This is a genomic window from Thermus tenuipuniceus (assembly GCF_002964845.1).
GTDB lineage: Bacteria > Deinococcota > Deinococci > Deinococcales > Thermaceae > Thermus > Thermus tenuipuniceus.
Genome location: NZ_PRDA01000072.1, coordinates 1 through 14,190, shown reverse-complemented (window position 1 = coordinate 14,190; position 14,190 = coordinate 1). Strand labels below are relative to the sequence as shown.

15 protein-coding genes, 1 tRNA gene and 2 rRNA genes are annotated in these 14,190 nt (G+C 64.8%); 11 read left to right on the top strand and 7 right to left on the bottom strand.

All coding sequences use genetic code 11. The features are described 5' to 3' along the window. The 4 genes from C2847_RS11805 to moaA all read left to right on the top strand — a co-directional run. A 23S ribosomal RNA gene (locus C2847_RS11805) occupies nucleotides 1–125 on the top strand; the annotation flags it as partial. A gap of 82 nt (nucleotides 126–207) precedes the next feature. Further along, nucleotides 208–324 (top strand): 5S ribosomal RNA (rrf, locus tag C2847_RS11800). A gap of 29 nt (nucleotides 325–353) precedes the next feature. Further along, a tRNA-Gly gene (locus C2847_RS11795) sits at nucleotides 354–429 on the top strand. 93 nt (nucleotides 430–522) lie between these two features. Further along, nucleotides 523–1,500 (top strand): GTP 3',8-cyclase MoaA, encoded by a 978-nt coding sequence (moaA, locus tag C2847_RS11790; RefSeq protein WP_105318527.1) that lies wholly within the window; start codon nucleotides 523–525, stop codon nucleotides 1,498–1,500. On the opposite strand, the gene C2847_RS11785 is transcribed toward moaA, so the two are convergent. After that, nucleotides 1,478–2,308 (bottom strand): DMT family transporter, encoded by an 831-nt coding sequence (locus C2847_RS11785; RefSeq protein WP_105318526.1) that lies wholly within the window; start codon nucleotides 2,306–2,308, stop codon nucleotides 1,478–1,480. The two genes, moaA and C2847_RS11785, sit on opposite strands and share 23 nt — an antisense overlap. A gap of 17 nt (nucleotides 2,309–2,325) precedes the next feature. Between C2847_RS11785 and C2847_RS11780 the strand changes: the two genes are divergently transcribed. The 6 genes from C2847_RS11780 to dusA all read left to right on the top strand — a co-directional run bounded on the left by C2847_RS11780 (nucleotide 2,326) and on the right by dusA (nucleotide 6,801). Next, a complete protein-coding gene (locus C2847_RS11780; RefSeq protein ID WP_105318525.1) occupies nucleotides 2,326–3,318 on the top strand; it encodes a polyprenyl synthetase family protein in 993 nt (330 codons plus the stop codon). Between the two features lie 7 nt (nucleotides 3,319–3,325). After that, complete coding sequence (locus C2847_RS11775; protein ID WP_015716379.1) at nucleotides 3,326–3,517, top strand: hypothetical protein; 192 nt, start codon at nucleotides 3,326–3,328, stop codon at nucleotides 3,515–3,517. Beyond that, a complete protein-coding gene (locus C2847_RS11770; protein WP_105318524.1) occupies nucleotides 3,505–4,101 on the top strand; it encodes a hypothetical protein in 597 nt (198 codons plus the stop codon). The genes C2847_RS11775 and C2847_RS11770 overlap by 13 nt, the downstream gene beginning before the upstream one ends. A gap of 60 nt (nucleotides 4,102–4,161) precedes the next feature. After that, nucleotides 4,162–4,659, top strand: coding sequence for a DUF302 domain-containing protein (locus C2847_RS11765; RefSeq protein WP_105318523.1), 498 nt, complete (start codon nucleotides 4,162–4,164; stop codon nucleotides 4,657–4,659). A gap of 89 nt (nucleotides 4,660–4,748) precedes the next feature. Further along, nucleotides 4,749–5,774 carry a 4-hydroxy-3-methylbut-2-enyl diphosphate reductase gene (gene ispH / locus C2847_RS11760; protein WP_164835724.1) on the top strand — a complete coding sequence of 342 codons (1,026 nt, stop codon included), beginning with the start codon at nucleotides 4,749–4,751 and terminating at the stop codon, nucleotides 5,772–5,774. After that, nucleotides 5,767–6,801 (top strand): tRNA dihydrouridine(20/20a) synthase DusA, encoded by a 1,035-nt coding sequence (gene dusA / locus C2847_RS11755; protein WP_105318521.1) that lies wholly within the window; start codon nucleotides 5,767–5,769, stop codon nucleotides 6,799–6,801. The genes ispH and dusA overlap by 8 nt, the downstream gene beginning before the upstream one ends. Here the strand turns inward: dusA and C2847_RS11750 are convergent. The 6 genes from C2847_RS11750 to glgC form a co-directional block, all read right to left on the bottom strand. Next, nucleotides 6,688–7,323 carry a tetratricopeptide repeat protein gene (locus C2847_RS11750; protein WP_105318520.1) on the bottom strand — a complete coding sequence of 212 codons (636 nt, stop codon included), beginning with the start codon at nucleotides 7,321–7,323 and terminating at the stop codon, nucleotides 6,688–6,690. The two genes, dusA and C2847_RS11750, sit on opposite strands and share 114 nt — an antisense overlap. 5 nt (nucleotides 7,324–7,328) lie before the next feature. After that, entirely contained in the window at nucleotides 7,329–8,648 is a 1,320-nt protein-coding gene (locus C2847_RS11745) for a glycogen synthase (RefSeq protein ID WP_105318519.1), read from the bottom strand. 186 nt (nucleotides 8,649–8,834) lie between these two features. Next, entirely contained in the window at nucleotides 8,835–9,206 is a 372-nt protein-coding gene (locus tag C2847_RS11735; protein ID WP_105318517.1) for a gamma-glutamylcyclotransferase family protein, read from the bottom strand. After that, nucleotides 9,206–9,880: a response regulator transcription factor gene (locus C2847_RS11730; protein ID WP_105318516.1), complete on the bottom strand. Its 675-nt coding sequence runs from the start codon at nucleotides 9,878–9,880 to the stop codon at nucleotides 9,206–9,208. Before C2847_RS11730 ends, C2847_RS11735 begins: the two co-directional genes overlap by 1 nt. 20 nt (nucleotides 9,881–9,900) lie before the next feature. Then, nucleotides 9,901–10,587, bottom strand: a complete 687-nt coding sequence (locus C2847_RS11725; RefSeq protein WP_105318515.1) for a SagB/ThcOx family dehydrogenase — start codon at nucleotides 10,585–10,587, stop codon at nucleotides 9,901–9,903. Nucleotides 10,588–10,589: 2 nt separating this feature from the next. Next, nucleotides 10,590–11,834, bottom strand: a complete 1,245-nt coding sequence (gene glgC / locus C2847_RS11720) for a glucose-1-phosphate adenylyltransferase (RefSeq protein ID WP_105318514.1) — start codon at nucleotides 11,832–11,834, stop codon at nucleotides 10,590–10,592. Nucleotides 11,835–11,903: 69 nt separating this feature from the next. Between glgC and C2847_RS11715 the strand changes: the two genes are divergently transcribed. After that, nucleotides 11,904–13,997, top strand: a complete 2,094-nt coding sequence (locus C2847_RS11715; protein ID WP_105318513.1) for an AAA family ATPase — start codon at nucleotides 11,904–11,906, stop codon at nucleotides 13,995–13,997. Nucleotides 13,998–14,190: the final 193 nt, after the last annotated feature.

Genomic DNA, 14,190 nt, shown 5'->3' with positions numbered 1-14,190 from the left:
AAGATGAGGCCTCCCACGGCTTTAGCCGGTAAGGACCCGGGAAGACGACCCGGTGGATGGGCCGGAGGTGTAAGCGCCGTGAGGCGTTGAGCTGACCGGTCCCAATCGTCCGAGGTCTTGACCCTTTTTGCCCTGATGGTCCACCCCAGCCCAAATCCCCCGCCTCCCCAGGGGGCGTGGAATTTTGAAAAGCAAAACACCAGAATCCCCCGTGCCCCTAGCGGCGTGGAACCACCCGTTCCCATTCCGAACACGGAAGTGAAACGCGCCAGCGCCGATGGTACTGGGACCGCAGGGTCCCGGGAGAGTAGGTCGGTGCGGGGGATTTTTACTACGCGCCGCGTGTGGCGCGCGCGGGAGTAGCTCAGTTGGTAGAGCACGACCTTGCCAAGGTCGGGGTCGCGGGTTCAAGTCCCGTCTCCCGCTCCAACAAAACCCCCAGGCATAGGCCTGGGGGTTTGTTTTTTTATCCCTTGCCCTCTAGCCCAGGGCGTAGTATGGTGGCCCAAAGGGGGAAAGGGCATGAAGCTACTGGACAACTACGGGCGTGTTATCAAAGACCTTCGCATCTCCGTCACCCCCCGGTGCAACCTGCACTGCCTTTACTGCCATCCCCTAGGCCTCGAGATGGCTGAACCCCCAGGGACCCTCACGGTGGAGGAAGTGGACCACTTCCTCGAGGCCGCCTCCCTTTTGGGCCTTTCCGCGGTGCGCTTCACGGGTGGGGAGCCCCTGGCGCGCAAGGAGCTGCCCCAGATGATCGAAAAGGCCCGGAGCAAGGAGGGGATTGAGGACGTGGCCATCACCACCAATGGCCTCCTCTTCGCCAAACGGGCCAAGGAGCTGGTGCAAGCGGGCCTCAACCGGGTGAACCTCTCCTTGGACGCCATCACCCCCGAGGTCTTCACCCGCATCACCCGGGGCGGGAAGGTAGAGCGGGTCTTGGAGGCCATAGAGACTGCCCTGGAACTGGGCCTTCACCCGGTAAAGTTGAACGCCGTGATCATCCGGGGCATGAACGAGGAGGAGGTGGTCCCCTTGGCCCGGCTTTCCCTGGAGCGCCCTTTACACGTGCGCTACATCGAGTACATGCACCTGGACAACTCCGACCCCGAGGAGTACCGCCGCCGCTTCGTGTCCGGAAAGGAAACGCGGGCGCGCATCGAGGGGGTCTTTGGAACGTTGGAACCCGTTCCCCACGACCCTACCTCCCCGGCCCGGGTCTTCAAAATCCCGGGGGCGGTAGGGACACTGGGCTTCATCAACCCCGTGACTGAGCCTTTCTGCTCCAACTGCTCCCGGCTTCGCCTCACCTCCGACAAAAAGCTAAGGCCCTGCCTCCTCACCGATCTGGAAATGGACATCGCCTGGGCCTTTGCCGCGGAAGAGCCCGTGGAAGCCCTGGTGGACGCCATCCTGATCGCCACCAACCGCAAGCCCGCCTTCGGCAACACCCTACCCACCCTTAGGAAGCGGGTCATGCTGGGGATCGGCGGATAGCCTGCAAAGTGGCAGCAACCACCAGGAAAGCCCCCAGGAGCCCCGCAAGCCCAAGCCGCTCTCCCAAAAGGAAGAAGGCAAACAAAGTGGCCCAGACCGGCTCCATGGTGTAGAGGATGGCCGCCTGAGGAGCGGGCACGTACCGCTGCCCCCAGGTTTGCAGCCAGGTGGTGAAGGCGGTGGCGACCACCCCCAGGTAGAGGACGGCTCCCCAGGGTATGCCCTCCCACCTCACCCCCTCCCAAAGGGCCCAAGGAAGGGCCAGTAGGGCGGTGCCGAAGACCTGGACCGCGGTAAGGGGCAAGGAAGGAAAAGCTTTAGCGTGGACCTCGAGGCGCACGATATAAAGGGCGTAGGTGAGGGCGGTGAGAAGGGTCCAAAGGTCCCCCACGTTCAGAGGAGGCTGCCGGGGATCGTAGGAAAGGAAACCTACCCCTACAAAGGCCAAAAGGGCGGCCACCCATACCCCCCCCAGCCTGCGACCCACCAGCCCCAGGATCAAGGGCACCAATACCACATTGAGGGCCGTAATAAAGGCGCTACGGCTCGCCGAGGTGTACAGGAGGCCCACCGCCTGGGAGGCATAGCCCAGAAGAAGCCAGAAGGCCAGCTCCATCCCCGGCCCCCAAACCCCCTTGGGGAGCCGGAAGGCCCAGGGCAGGAAGAAGAGGCTGGCCAGGAGAAAACGGAGAAAGACCAACAGGCTTGGGGCCATCTCCCCCACCGCCCCCTTGACCACCACAAAGGTGGTGCCCCAAAGGAGGGTGAGAAGGTTGAGGGCAAAAAGGCCCAGGGCGTAGCCACGCATGGCCTAAAGTGTATAGCATGACCCCCCGGCCCGACGAAGCGAAGAAAGCTCTTCACGCCCACCTTCTCGCCCACCTCTCCCACCCGGACCCCCAGTACCTAGCCCTCCTCCAGGACTACCCTGCCCGCGGGGGAAAGATGCTCCGGGGCCTCCTCACGGTCTACGCAGGGCTGGCCCACGGAGCCACCTGGGAAGCGGCCCTGCTGGCGGGAACCGCATTGGAGCTTTTCCAAAACTGGGTACTCATCCACGATGATATTGAGGACGGCTCTGAGGAGCGCCGAAACCGCCCAGCTTTGCACCGCCTTTACCCTATGCCCCTGGCCCTGAACGCAGGGGACGCCCTGCACGGGGAGATGTGGGGCCTCCTGTGGCGCGGCTTGCGAGAGGGGGTCCTAACCCCCCCCGTCCTGGGAGAGTTCTACGAGGTGGTGCGCCGCACTGCCTACGGGCAACACCTAGATCTCCTCTGGACTCTCTCCGGCCGCTTGGACCTGGCCCCGGAGGATTACCTCCGCATGGTGGCCCATAAGGCCGCCTACTATACCGCCGTGGCTCCTTTGAGGCTTGGGGCCCTGCTTTCCGGGAAAACGCCTCCTGCCCTCTATGAGGAAGCGGGGCTAAAGCTGGGGATAGCCTTCCAGATCATGGACGATGTCCTCAACCTCGAGGGGGACCAGGCTTACGGCAAGGAGCTTGCCGGGGACCTCTATGAGGGCAAGCGCACCCTCATCCTGATCCGCTACCTCCAGGAAGCCCCCAAGGAGGAGCGCGCCCGAGCCGAGGCCCTCCTAAGCCTTCCCCGGGAGGCCAAGCCCGAGGCCGAGGTGCGCTGGCTCTGGGAGAGACTCCTGGCCTCCGGGGCCGTGGCCTGGGCCAAGGAGGAGGCCAGGCGGCTGGCCCAGGAGGGGATGGGTACCCTTATTCCCTACCTGGACACCCTCCCCGGACGGGAGGCCACCTCCCATTTGCAAAACCTCCTCACCGCCCTGGTGGAACGCAGGGCATAATGGGGCCATGCAGGGGGTTAGGTTCAAGGTGATCACCGCCAACGATCCCGATATCTTTCAGGAAAGGCTCAACCGCTTCGTGGAGGAACTTCCCGAGGACGTGGTTCTGGTGGAGGTGAAGTTCTCCGTGGCCGAGGGGTCCTCTCCCCTCTTCGCCGCCTTGGTGCACTACAAGGAAGTGGAGGCGTGGAAGGAGTAGAGGCTTTCCTCTTTTTCCTGGCCCTAAGGGGAGAAGCCAGACGGGAGGAGGTGCGGGCCCGCTTCCCCAAGCTGGTGCCCTTGCTCAAGGCCTTGGACCAGGGGGTGGAAGCCCAAGGGGAAACCTTTCGTCTGCGGAAACCCCTCCGCCTCTCCTGGTTCGCCCCCCTTTTCCAGCGGGAATACTCCCCCCTCCTGCCCGAGGAGGAACGAACCCTGGCCCTGGAGAAGCTCCTCGAGGCGGCCCACTTCTCCGCCCAGGAAGGTGAACTCCCGGCCGAGGCCGAAGGCCTCTTGAAGGTAGCCCGGGCCTTCCAGGAAGGCAGCCAGGCCCTCCTAAGGGGGGCGTACCGGGAAGCTCTCCACCGCTATGGGGAGGGCCTGGGGCTTCTGGAAAAGGAGGGCCTCCCCTTCCCCGCCACCGCCTTGGCCCTCCTGGCCCTGGCCCAGGAGGGCTTCCGCCCTGGGGGCAGAAGCCGGGAAATCGCCCAAAAGGCCTTGGCACGGGCTCAAACCCCCTTCGCGCGGGAAGTGGTGGAAGGCCTTTTGACGGGTCAGCCCAGGGTTCCAGACTCTTCCTCTTGACGCGGGGCGCATGGCTCGCTAGTATACCCTACTGGGGTTAGGTACCCCAAGGAGGTAACTATGGTGAAGGCAAAGGGTGCGCTTCTTGCTCTCTTGGTAGTAGCCTTTAGTCTAGCCCTGGCGCAGGGGAATCCCCAGACGCAAACGCCCCAGACCCCCCAGATGCAGATGATTCTGGTGACGGAGAGCTCCAAACCCTTTGCACAGACCGTGGAGGCCTTCAAGGCCGAGGTGAAGGCGGCAGGGTGGAGCATCCTCAACTACCACAACATGGCCGGGGTCCTGTCGGAAAAGGGGTACACCCTGCACCCGGTGCTCATCTTTGACGTCTGCTCCGGCCGCTACAGCGCCCGCATCCTGGCTAAGGACGAGTACCGCCCTATCTCCGCCTTCATGCCCTGCCGGGTGAGCATCTACCAGACCTCCGACGGCAAGGTGTTCGTCTCCCGAATGAACGCCGCCGCCTTCGCCCCCATGATGCCCAAGGAGGTGGCGGAGATCATGACCGCCTCCGCCAAGGAAATCGAGGCCATTATCGCCAAGGTGGTGGCCAAGTAAGCCTTCGGCAAGGCAAGGGCCCAGGGCCTACCCCTGGGTCTTCCTTTTTGTACGCGCCTACCCCATCTTCCCTTCCCCCGGCGGGTACAATGGCGCCCATGGATGGGGGGCTTGAACGCCTCTACCTGGCCCGGCCCAGAGGCTTCTGCGCCGGGGTGGTGATGGCCATCGAGGCGGTGGAACGCTGGGCGGAGGTGCTAAAGGAGGAAGGAGATCTCGTGGTCTACCACGAGATCGTCCACAACCGCTCCGTGGTGGAGCGCCTCAGGGCCAAGGGGGTCCGGTTCGTGGAGGACCTGGCCGAGGTGGAGAGGTTGCGCCAGGAAAGGAAGCTCGCGGGTACCCTGGTCTTCTCCGCCCACGGCCATCCGCCCCAGGTACGGCGCCAGGCCGCGGCTATGGGACTGAACGTTCTAGACGCCACCTGCCCCCTGGTGACCAAGGTCCACACCGAGGCCCGGCGCTACGCTCAGGAAGGGTACTGGATTCTCCTCATCGGGGATTCCGCCGACCACCAAGAGGTGAAGGGAACCTTTGGGGAGGCCCCGGAAAGAACCATCCTGGTGGCGGTGCACACCCACGTGGGCAAAGATCCCCGACTGACCGACCCTCACACGGTGGAAGTGCCGGACCCCGAAAGGGTGGTGGTCCTCACCCAGACCACCCTCAGCGTGGACGACACCTTGGCCACCATCGAGATCCTGAAGCGGCGCTTCCCCAAGCTGGTGGTGCCCAAAAGGAAGGACCTTTGCTACGCCACCCAAAACCGTCAGGAGGCAGTGAAGCGCATCGCCCCCCACGTGGACGTCTTCCTGGTCCTCACCAGCCCTCACTCCTCCAACGGGATGCGCCTTTTGGAGCTGGCGCAAAGCCTCACCGGCAGGGCCTACCGCCTGGAAACCGCCCAAGACCTTAAAGAGGAGTGGCTTTGGGGGGCCAAAAGCGTGGGCGTTACCTCCGCCGCCAGTACCCCCGAGGACCTGGTGCAGGAGCTGGTAGCCCTCCTGAAGGCCAAGAACCCAGGACTGGAGGTGTTGGAGGAAGGGGAATGGGAGGAGATCGCCTTCCGGGAGCCCAGGCCCCTTTCCCCAGGGGAGGTCTTGAGCGGTGCCTGACTTCCGGTTGTCCGTGGCCCCCATGGTGGACCGGACGGACCGGCACTTTCGCTACCTGGTCCGCCAGATAAGCCGCAAGGTGCGCCTCTACACGGAGATGACCGTGGACCAGGCGGTGCTCAGGGGAAAAGCCGAACGGCTTCTCACCTTTCACCCAACGGAGCACCCCATCGCCCTGCAACTTGCGGGTTCGGACCCCAAGAGCCTGGCGGAGGCGGCACGGATAGGCCAGGCCTGGGGGTACGACGAGGTGAACCTGAACCTGGGTTGCCCCTCGGAGAAGGCCCAAGAGGGAGGGTTTGGCGCCTGTCTCCTCCTGGAGCCCCTGCGGGTGGGTGAGATCCTCAGGGCCATGGTGGAAGCGGTGGCCATCCCCGTCACGGTGAAGCTCCGCCTGGGGGTAGAGGGGGAAAGCTATCCCCTCCTTGCCCGGTGGGTGGAACGCTATGGGGAAACGGGGGTACGGACCTTCATCATCCACGCCCGGAGCGCCCTCCTTAACCTCTCCCCCCTGAAAAACCGGGAGGTTCCCCCCTTGCGCCACGACTGGGTCCACCGGCTAAAGGTGGACTTTCCCCACCTCACCTTCATTCTGAACGGAGGGGTGCGAACCCTGGAGGAAGCCCTTCCCCACCTGGAGAAGGTGGACGGGGTCATGATGGGCCGGGCGGTCTACGAGGACCCCTTTGTACTGGAGGAGGCGGACCGGCGAGTGTTCGGCCTGGCGCATAGGCCGAGCCGGTTGGATGTGGCCCGGCGCATGCGGCTCTACCTGGAAGCGGAGGTGCAAAAAGGAACCCCTCCGTGGGCGGTACTAAGGCACATGTTGAACCTCTTTCGGGGGCAGCCTGGGGGGCGGCTTTGGCGGCGCCTCCTTTCGGAAGGGCGTTCCCTGGGCGCCTTGGACCAAGCCCTAAGGCTTCTTCAGGAGAAAGTAGGCCAGGAGGGTGAGGAGGAAAACCCAGACCCAAAGGGGAACGCGGCGGTGAAGCGGACGGCGCTGGGGCTTTCCCGTCAGGGGATCTAGGGAAACAGGCGGGCGCATCTTGAGGCGGGTGGCCTGCTTCATGTGGGCTACCATCCTGTCCAGGTCGCCCTTTCTCTTATAAAGGGCCGCCAGGTTCTCGTGGATCAGGGGGTCCTCCGGGGCCAGTTTCAAAGCCCGCTGGTAAAGATCCAAGGCTGCCTCCAGCTCCCCCCTTTCCAGGTAAAGGTTGCCCAGGTTGCTGAGAGCCCGGTGGTGATGGGGATCCAGGGCAAGGGCCTTTTGAAAACGGGCCTCGGCCTCCTCCTTTCTCCCCTCCCTCACGGCCCTTACCCCCAAGAGCACCTCCCGCTCCCCAGCGAACAGGGGATCTTCCAGGCGCTCAGGGGCTTCCTGTAGCAGGCTAAGCCCGGCCAAAAGCCTCTCCTTAAGTTCCTCGGGGAAACCCTCCGCATAGGCTCTGGCCTCCTGGTACTCCTTGCGCCTTAGAAGCCGGAGAAAGTGGAGCAGGGCCTGGGCCTCCGCATCGCCCGCCAGGGCCTTGGCCTCGAGGTCCTTCACCATCCCCTTTAGCCTAAGGCCAAACGGTAAACCCGGTGGTAGGCCTCAGCGCTTTTGGCCCAGGAGAAGTCCTTCTCCATGCCCCTTAAACCCAGGGCCTCGGGCCCCAAGCGGAAGAGGCGCAGGATCCCGTAGAGGAGGCCTTCCGGGTGGTAGGTTTCAAAGAGCACCCCGGTGCGGCCGTCCTCAATGGTGTCCTTTAGCCCCCCCACCGCCCGGGCCACGGGCGGGGTGCCGTAGCGCTGGGCGATCATCTGCACCAGGCCGCAGGGTTCAAAGCGGCTGGGCACCAAAAGACCATCCGCCCCCGCGTAGGCCAGGCGGGCCAAGGCCTCGTCGTAGGCCTCCACAAAGCGCACGAAGCCGGGATTCTCCTCCTCCACCTGCCTCAGGGCCTGCGCTATGCCCCCGTCCCCCACCCCCTGGACCAGGAGGTAAAAGCCCAGCTCCTTCAAGCGGGGAACAGCCTTCAGGATAAGGTCCAGGCCCTTTTGCCCGTCCAGCCGGCCCACGTAGGCGAGGAGGGGCCCCTTAAGCCCCGTACGCTCCCAAAGGGCCTTTTGCGCCAGGGCCTTGCCTCCTACATCCTCCCGGGAGTAGGGGGCGGGAAGGTGGGGGTCCTTGGCTGGGTCAAAGACCTCCGTATCCAGGCCGTTCAGGATGCCGAAGAGCTTATCGGCGTGCCGGCGCAGGACCCCATCCAGGCCCATGCCAAACTCCGGGGTCTGGATCTCCTCCGCATACGAGGGGCTCACCGTGGTCACCGCCCGGGCGAAGACAATACCCCCCTTCATCAGGTTCACCTGGCCGTAGAACTCCAGGGCCTCCATGTGGAAAAGACTCCAGGGAAGCCCCGTCCAGTGGAAGAAGAGGGCGGGGTCCACCAGGCCCTGGTGGGCCAGGTTGTGGATGGTGTAGACGGCAGGCACCCTGGCGGTAAGGGGCAGGAGGGCAGCGGTCCAGTCATGGGCGTGGACCAGGTCAAACCCTCGGGCCACTTGGCTCGCCGCCAGGGCAAAGCGCAGGTAGCGCTCGGGGTCGTCGGGGTAGCCGTAGACCCGCTCCCGGTCGAACCCGGGCACGCCGAGGAGGAGAAACCGCACCCCCCCTTCCACCCGTTCCCCCAAAGGGGCCCTTTCCTCCCGGCCCGCAAAGGTATAGGCCACCTCCCCTACCCTCTCGGCCGCAAGGCCCCGGTGCCACGGCAGAAGAACCCAGGCCTCCACCCCCAGGGGCCCTAAGGCCTTGGGCAGAGCCCCCACCACGTCGGCGAGCCCCCCCACCTTCACCAGGGGATAGGCCTCGGGGGCCACCATGAGGACCTTCATGGCTGCACTATACCGCCACCTCCTCTTCTCCCACCCCTTGCGAACCGAGGATGCCCTTCAGCTGGCCGCAGCCTGAGTGGCCAGCCAAGACCGGCCCCAGGACCTTCCCTTTGTAACCCTGGATGCACGCTTGGCAGAAACGGCCCTTAGGGAAGGGTTTCCCGTCCTCCCCGACCCGGGGGAAGCCTAGGCCGGCCACACCCCTTGGGGAAGCCAAACCGCCCCCTCCAGGTCCCCCAGGTAGACGTAAGCCCAGGCGGAAAGGGGGCCCTCCTCCGTTTCCACCAGGACCTTAACCCGCCGGTACTCCACCCCCTCCTCCTCCAACTCGTCCAAGAGGGAGAGGGCCTCCTCCGGCAAGAAGAGGACCTCCCCATAGACCCTTCCCTCCCCGGGAACCATGCCGGGATAAGGGTAAGGACGGCCCGGCCCCTCGGCCAGGTGGAAGAGGCGATACCCCTCCACGTACCCGGGAAGGACCTTCACCACCCGTCTTTCCACCAAGGGGTGGTTCCTTTCCCCCCGCTTCAGGGTTCCGTAGACGAAAACCCGCTCCATCACCCGCCCACGAAGCGGTACCCCATCCCCACCACGGTTTCAATGAACCGGGGGCTTTGGGGATTGTCCTTGAGCTTTTTGCGGAGAAGGCGGATATAGGCGTCCACCACCCGCTCCGAGCCCTCAAACTCAGGTCCCCAGACCCTTGCCAAAAGCTCCTCCCGGGTGTACACCCTTCCCGGGGTGTGGGCCAGGACGAAGAGGAGGTTGGTTTCGGTGGGGGAGAGCTTCAGGGGCTCCCCCTCCAGGTAGACCTTCCTGGCCTCCAGGTCCAGCTCCAGGGGGCCGAAATACCGCCTCCCCTCCTTGCCGCTTCGGCGCAGGAGGGCCTTGATGCGGGCCAAAAGCTCTTTGAGGGAGAAGGGCTTGCCCAGATAATCGTCCGCCCCCTCTAATAGCCCCTCCACCCGGCTATCCTCGTCCGCCTTACCGGTTAGGAGCAAAACCGGAAGCATTGGGTCCAGGTCCCGCAAGGCCTTGAGGACCTCGAGGCCCTCCAAGTCGGGAAGCCCCCGGTCCAGGACCACCAGATCTGGCTTGACCCCTTCCCAGGCCTGCTTCAGGGCCTCCTTGCCCGTGCGGGCCCAGCCCACCCCAAGCCCCTCCTTCTCCAAAAACCGCTTCACCAGCTCCCCCACCTGGGGATCGTCCTCCACCAAGAGAATCCGCGCCATAAATCCTTCCCCGAATACGCTTAACGTCCCAGAATCACCACCACCCCGGGGTATTCCCCCTCGGGCAACCGCAGGAGGTGAGCCACCATCTCATCATAAAAGGTTTCGGCCGGGTAGGCGGCCAGGCCCTGACCGATGGCGGCAAGGAGCACAAAGCCCGCCGCATAGCCCGCCTCGAGGAGGGCATACCGGTATCCCCGGAGGCCGAAAAGGGCCTCGCTCCTTTCCGGAACCAGGGTGAAGACCAAAAGGGCCGCCGCCTGCTCCAGGCCAAGTCCCAAAAGCGCCTCCGACCAGGAGGCCTCCTCCACCTTGGCCGCAATCTGGAAAAGTTGGTGCTCCTTGGGGAAGTAATGGTAGACGCCAGGAAACACCCCCTCCACCCGGCGCACCACCAGGTAGGCTTCCACGGGATAAGCCCCCCCCGCCGAGGGGAAACCCCGCCTCCCGGAGCGTTCCGCCAGGGGATAGAGGACCTGCGAGAGATCCTTCAGGGTCAGGGCCGAGCCCACCTCGGGTAAAAGGGGCCTGAGCTGGGAAAAAACCCGGAACAAAGGCGGCCCCCCCTCCTCCCGGAAGGGAGGCAGGGCCTGCGTTTCCAGGGGATTGGCGTAAACCTTGGATTTGGGCTTCCGCTTTAGGGGGAGCTCCTCCCCTTGGGCCAGGCGGGAAAGGCGGTAGAAGAGCTTACCCGGGTGCTTCTCCATGGCTAGAAGCGGTACCCCTTGGGCACCACCACCACCCCTTCCGGGGTAACGGTGAAGCCCCGGGCCCGGTCGGCCTCGAGGTCGTAGCCGATCTCGGTATGGGGAGGGATCTTCACGTCCTTATCGATGATGGCGTTGCGGATCTTGCAGTAGCGGCCCACCTCCACATCGTCAAAGAGAACGGAGCGCTCCACCAGGCTGTAGGAGTTCACCCGCACCCGGCGGAAGAGGACCGATTCCCGCACCGTTCCCCCGCTCACGATGACGCCCCCGGCCAGAAGGCTGTTCAGCGCCCGCCCCACCCGCTCCCCCGTTTCGTGGACGAACTTGGCGGGGGGACTGAAGAGGTTGGCGGTCCTGAGGGGCCACTCGGGATTGAAGAGGTCGAACTCGGGAACCACCTTCACCAAATCCATGCTGGCCTCAAAGTAGGCGTCCAGGGTGCCCACGTCCCGCCAGTAGAGGTTAGGGCCCTCCTGGCCGGGAATGGGGTTGCGGTGGAAGTCGTAGGCGTAGACCCGGTAGCCCTCCTTGAGGGCCCGGGGAATCACGTCCTTGCCGAAATCGTGGCTGGAGGCCTCGTCCTTGGCATCGGCCTCCAGGAGCTCAAAGAGGGCCTCGGTGCGGAAGATGTAGTTGCCCATGGAGGCCAGGGCCAGGTGGGGCTTGTTGGGGAGGGGCTTGGGGTCTTTGGGCTTCTCCTGAAACTCGGTGATGCGCCACTCTGGGTCCACTTGCAGGACGCCGAAACGGGAAGCTTCCGCCACGGGCACGGGGTAGGTGGCGATGGTGATGTCGGCGCGCTTCTCGTAGTGGTACTCCACCATGTGGCGCACATTCATCTTGAAGATATGGTCCCCACCGAAGATGGCCACCGCCTCGGGGGCATGGTTGTGCACCAGGTGGAGGTTCTGGTAGATGGCGTCGGCGGTACCCCGGTACCACACCGGGCCCAGCTCCTCGTAGCGGTACATCTGGGCGGGTACCAGGAGGATGAAGTGGTCCTCCAGGAAAGCCCCGAAGCGCCAGTAGCGCTGAATGTGCTCGGTGAGGGACTGGGCCTTGAACTGGGTGAGGACGTAGATGGAGTAGATGCCCGAGTTCACGAAGTTGTTCAGGACAAAATCAATAATCCGATACTTGGCCCCAAAGGGCACCGCGGGCTTGGCCCGCTTGGCGGTGAGGGGGTAGAGGCGGCTTCCCTGCCCCCCTGCCAGGATCATGCCCAGGACCTCCACCTTCACCATGAAATCCCTCCTTTGTCCGCTAGTTTACCCTAAGCCCCTCGGGGCGTGGGGCCGGGTATAGTGAGCCCGATGCGGGTTAGCGCCCTTGCCTGGTTCACCCCCCCCACGAGGCCCAAGCCTGCTCCGCCCTTTTTCGGCCAGGAGCGAGCCCTGAAGACCCTCGAGGCCGCCTTCCGCCAGGGGGGACACGGCTATCTGGTGGGGCCAAGCGGCCTCGGCAAACGGAAACGCCTCCTCGCCTACCTGAAGGACCGTCCCTTCCCTAAGGAGGAGCTGGTCTACCTTCCCCTGGGGGAAGAGGCCTTTCCCCTCCTTCTTCCCGAGGGGCAGGGCCGGGCCCTGGTGGAAGGGGTGGAGGCCCTACTCGCCGAGTTCACCCCTGCTCTTTTCCGGGAGCGAGGCTTCCTCTACGCCAAAAGCTTGGTGGAAGCGCGCTACGAAAAGGAAGCCGAAGCCCTCCTCAAAGGTCTGGCAGAGGAGGCGCAGGGCCACGGCTTCACCCTTTTAGAGGAAGACGAGGGGATCAAGCTCTCCGGAAAAGGCCCCCTGCCCCCGGAGCTTTCCGCCAAGCTGGAGGAAACCGTCCTGGCGTACGTGGACGTGAGGCAGAAGGCCCAAGCGGAGGTGGCCGCCCTCAGGCGGGGCTTTGCCGAGCGCTTCTTCCTGCCCAAAGCCCAGGAGCTCAAGGAGCGCTTTCCCCAGGCCGGGAGGTATCTGGACTGGCTCCTAGAAACCCTCCTAAGGGCCGCGGCCCTCGAGGAGGAACCGGACCAGGAAAGGCTCCTTCCCCACCTCCTGGTGGAGGGGGGCACCCGGCTGGTCTACGAACCCAACCCCACCCCAGAGCGCCTCCTCGGCCACCTGGAGTACGAGGTGCGGGAAGGCGCCCTCTCCACCCACCTGGGCCTCCTACGCCCCGGGGCCCTGCACCGGGCCACGGGGGGGGTGCTGGTCCTCGAGGCCCACCGGGTGTGGGAGCTGGGGAGCTACGCCCTTTTGAAGCGGGCCCTGGCCACGGGGGAGGTGGAGCCCCTGGCCCCCAGGCCAGAGGTGAAGGGCCCCCGGCTCAAACCCGCCCCCCTCAAGGCCCAGGTCTTCCTGATAGGCCCCCCGGAGGTGATCGCCTTCCTGGAGGAGGATGAGGAGTTTTTGGAGCTCTTCCCCTTCCGCGTGGAGTTTAGCCCGGAAATACCCTACACCGAGGAGAACGTAGCCTACTTGGGGGGCTTTTTGGAGGCAGAGGGGGTGGCCCTGACCCCCGAGGGCCTGGCGGCCTTGGCGGACGAGGCCCGGCGGTGGGCAGGGCACCGGGAGAGGCTGGACGCACGGATCTACCGCCTTCTGGACCTGGCGCAAGAGGCCCAGGCCCTGAAACGCCCCCTGGACCGGGAAGCGGTGGAGGAGGCCCTCCGGGCCCGGGAGGAGCGGTTTGGTCTAGAGGAGGAGCTCTATCTCCAGGACCTGAGGGAAGGGGTAGTGGCCCTCGAGGTCCAAGGGGAACGGGTGGGGGAGGTGAACGGCCTGGTGGTGGTGGAAGGTCCCGTGCCCGCGGGCCGTCCCGTGCGCATCACCGCCCAGGCGGGCCCTGGACGGGAGGGAATCCTCTCCATCGACCGGGAGGTGGGCCTGGGAGGGCAGGTCTTCCACAAAGCGGTCCTCACCCTGGCCGGCTACCTGCGGGGCACCTACGCCAGCGTGGGGACCCTCTCCGCCACGGTAAGCCTGGTCTTTGAGCAAAGCTACGGGGGCATAGAGGGAGATTCCGCAGGGCTTGCGGAGCTTTTGGCGGTGCTTTCCGCCATATCAGGGCTTCCCTTAAGGCAGGACCTGGCGGTCACAGGAAGCCTGGACCAGACGGGCCGGGTCTTGGCCGTGGGCCGGGTGGCGGAGAAGGTGGAAGGGTTTTACCGGGTCTGCCGGGCTTTGGGCCTCACCGGCACCCAGGGAGTGGTGCTCCCCAGGGCCAACCTTCCCCACCTCACCCTGCGCCAGGAGGTGGTGGCGGCGGTGGAAAAGGGCCGCTTCCACCTCTATGCGGTGGAGGAGGTGGACGAGGCCATAGAGCTCCTCTTCGGCCGCAAAGCCTACTGGGTGCACGAGAAGGTGCGGGAGGTTCTGGGGGAGTTTCGTAAGATGGAAAATGGGGAGGAAAACCCAACCTAAGTGGCCACGCATAGACTTTGCCCCACACCCTTCTCCAAGCGCTCCTGCAACTCCCTCAAAGCCCCCTCCACCGCTCTCCGCAGCTCCTCCACCCTCCCGTAGTACCCTCCAGTTCCCGCAACCGGGCGTCTTCCTCAGGGGTCAGGTGGACACGCAGAGGGGCTGGCATGGGACAATTATAATGCGCGGGCAC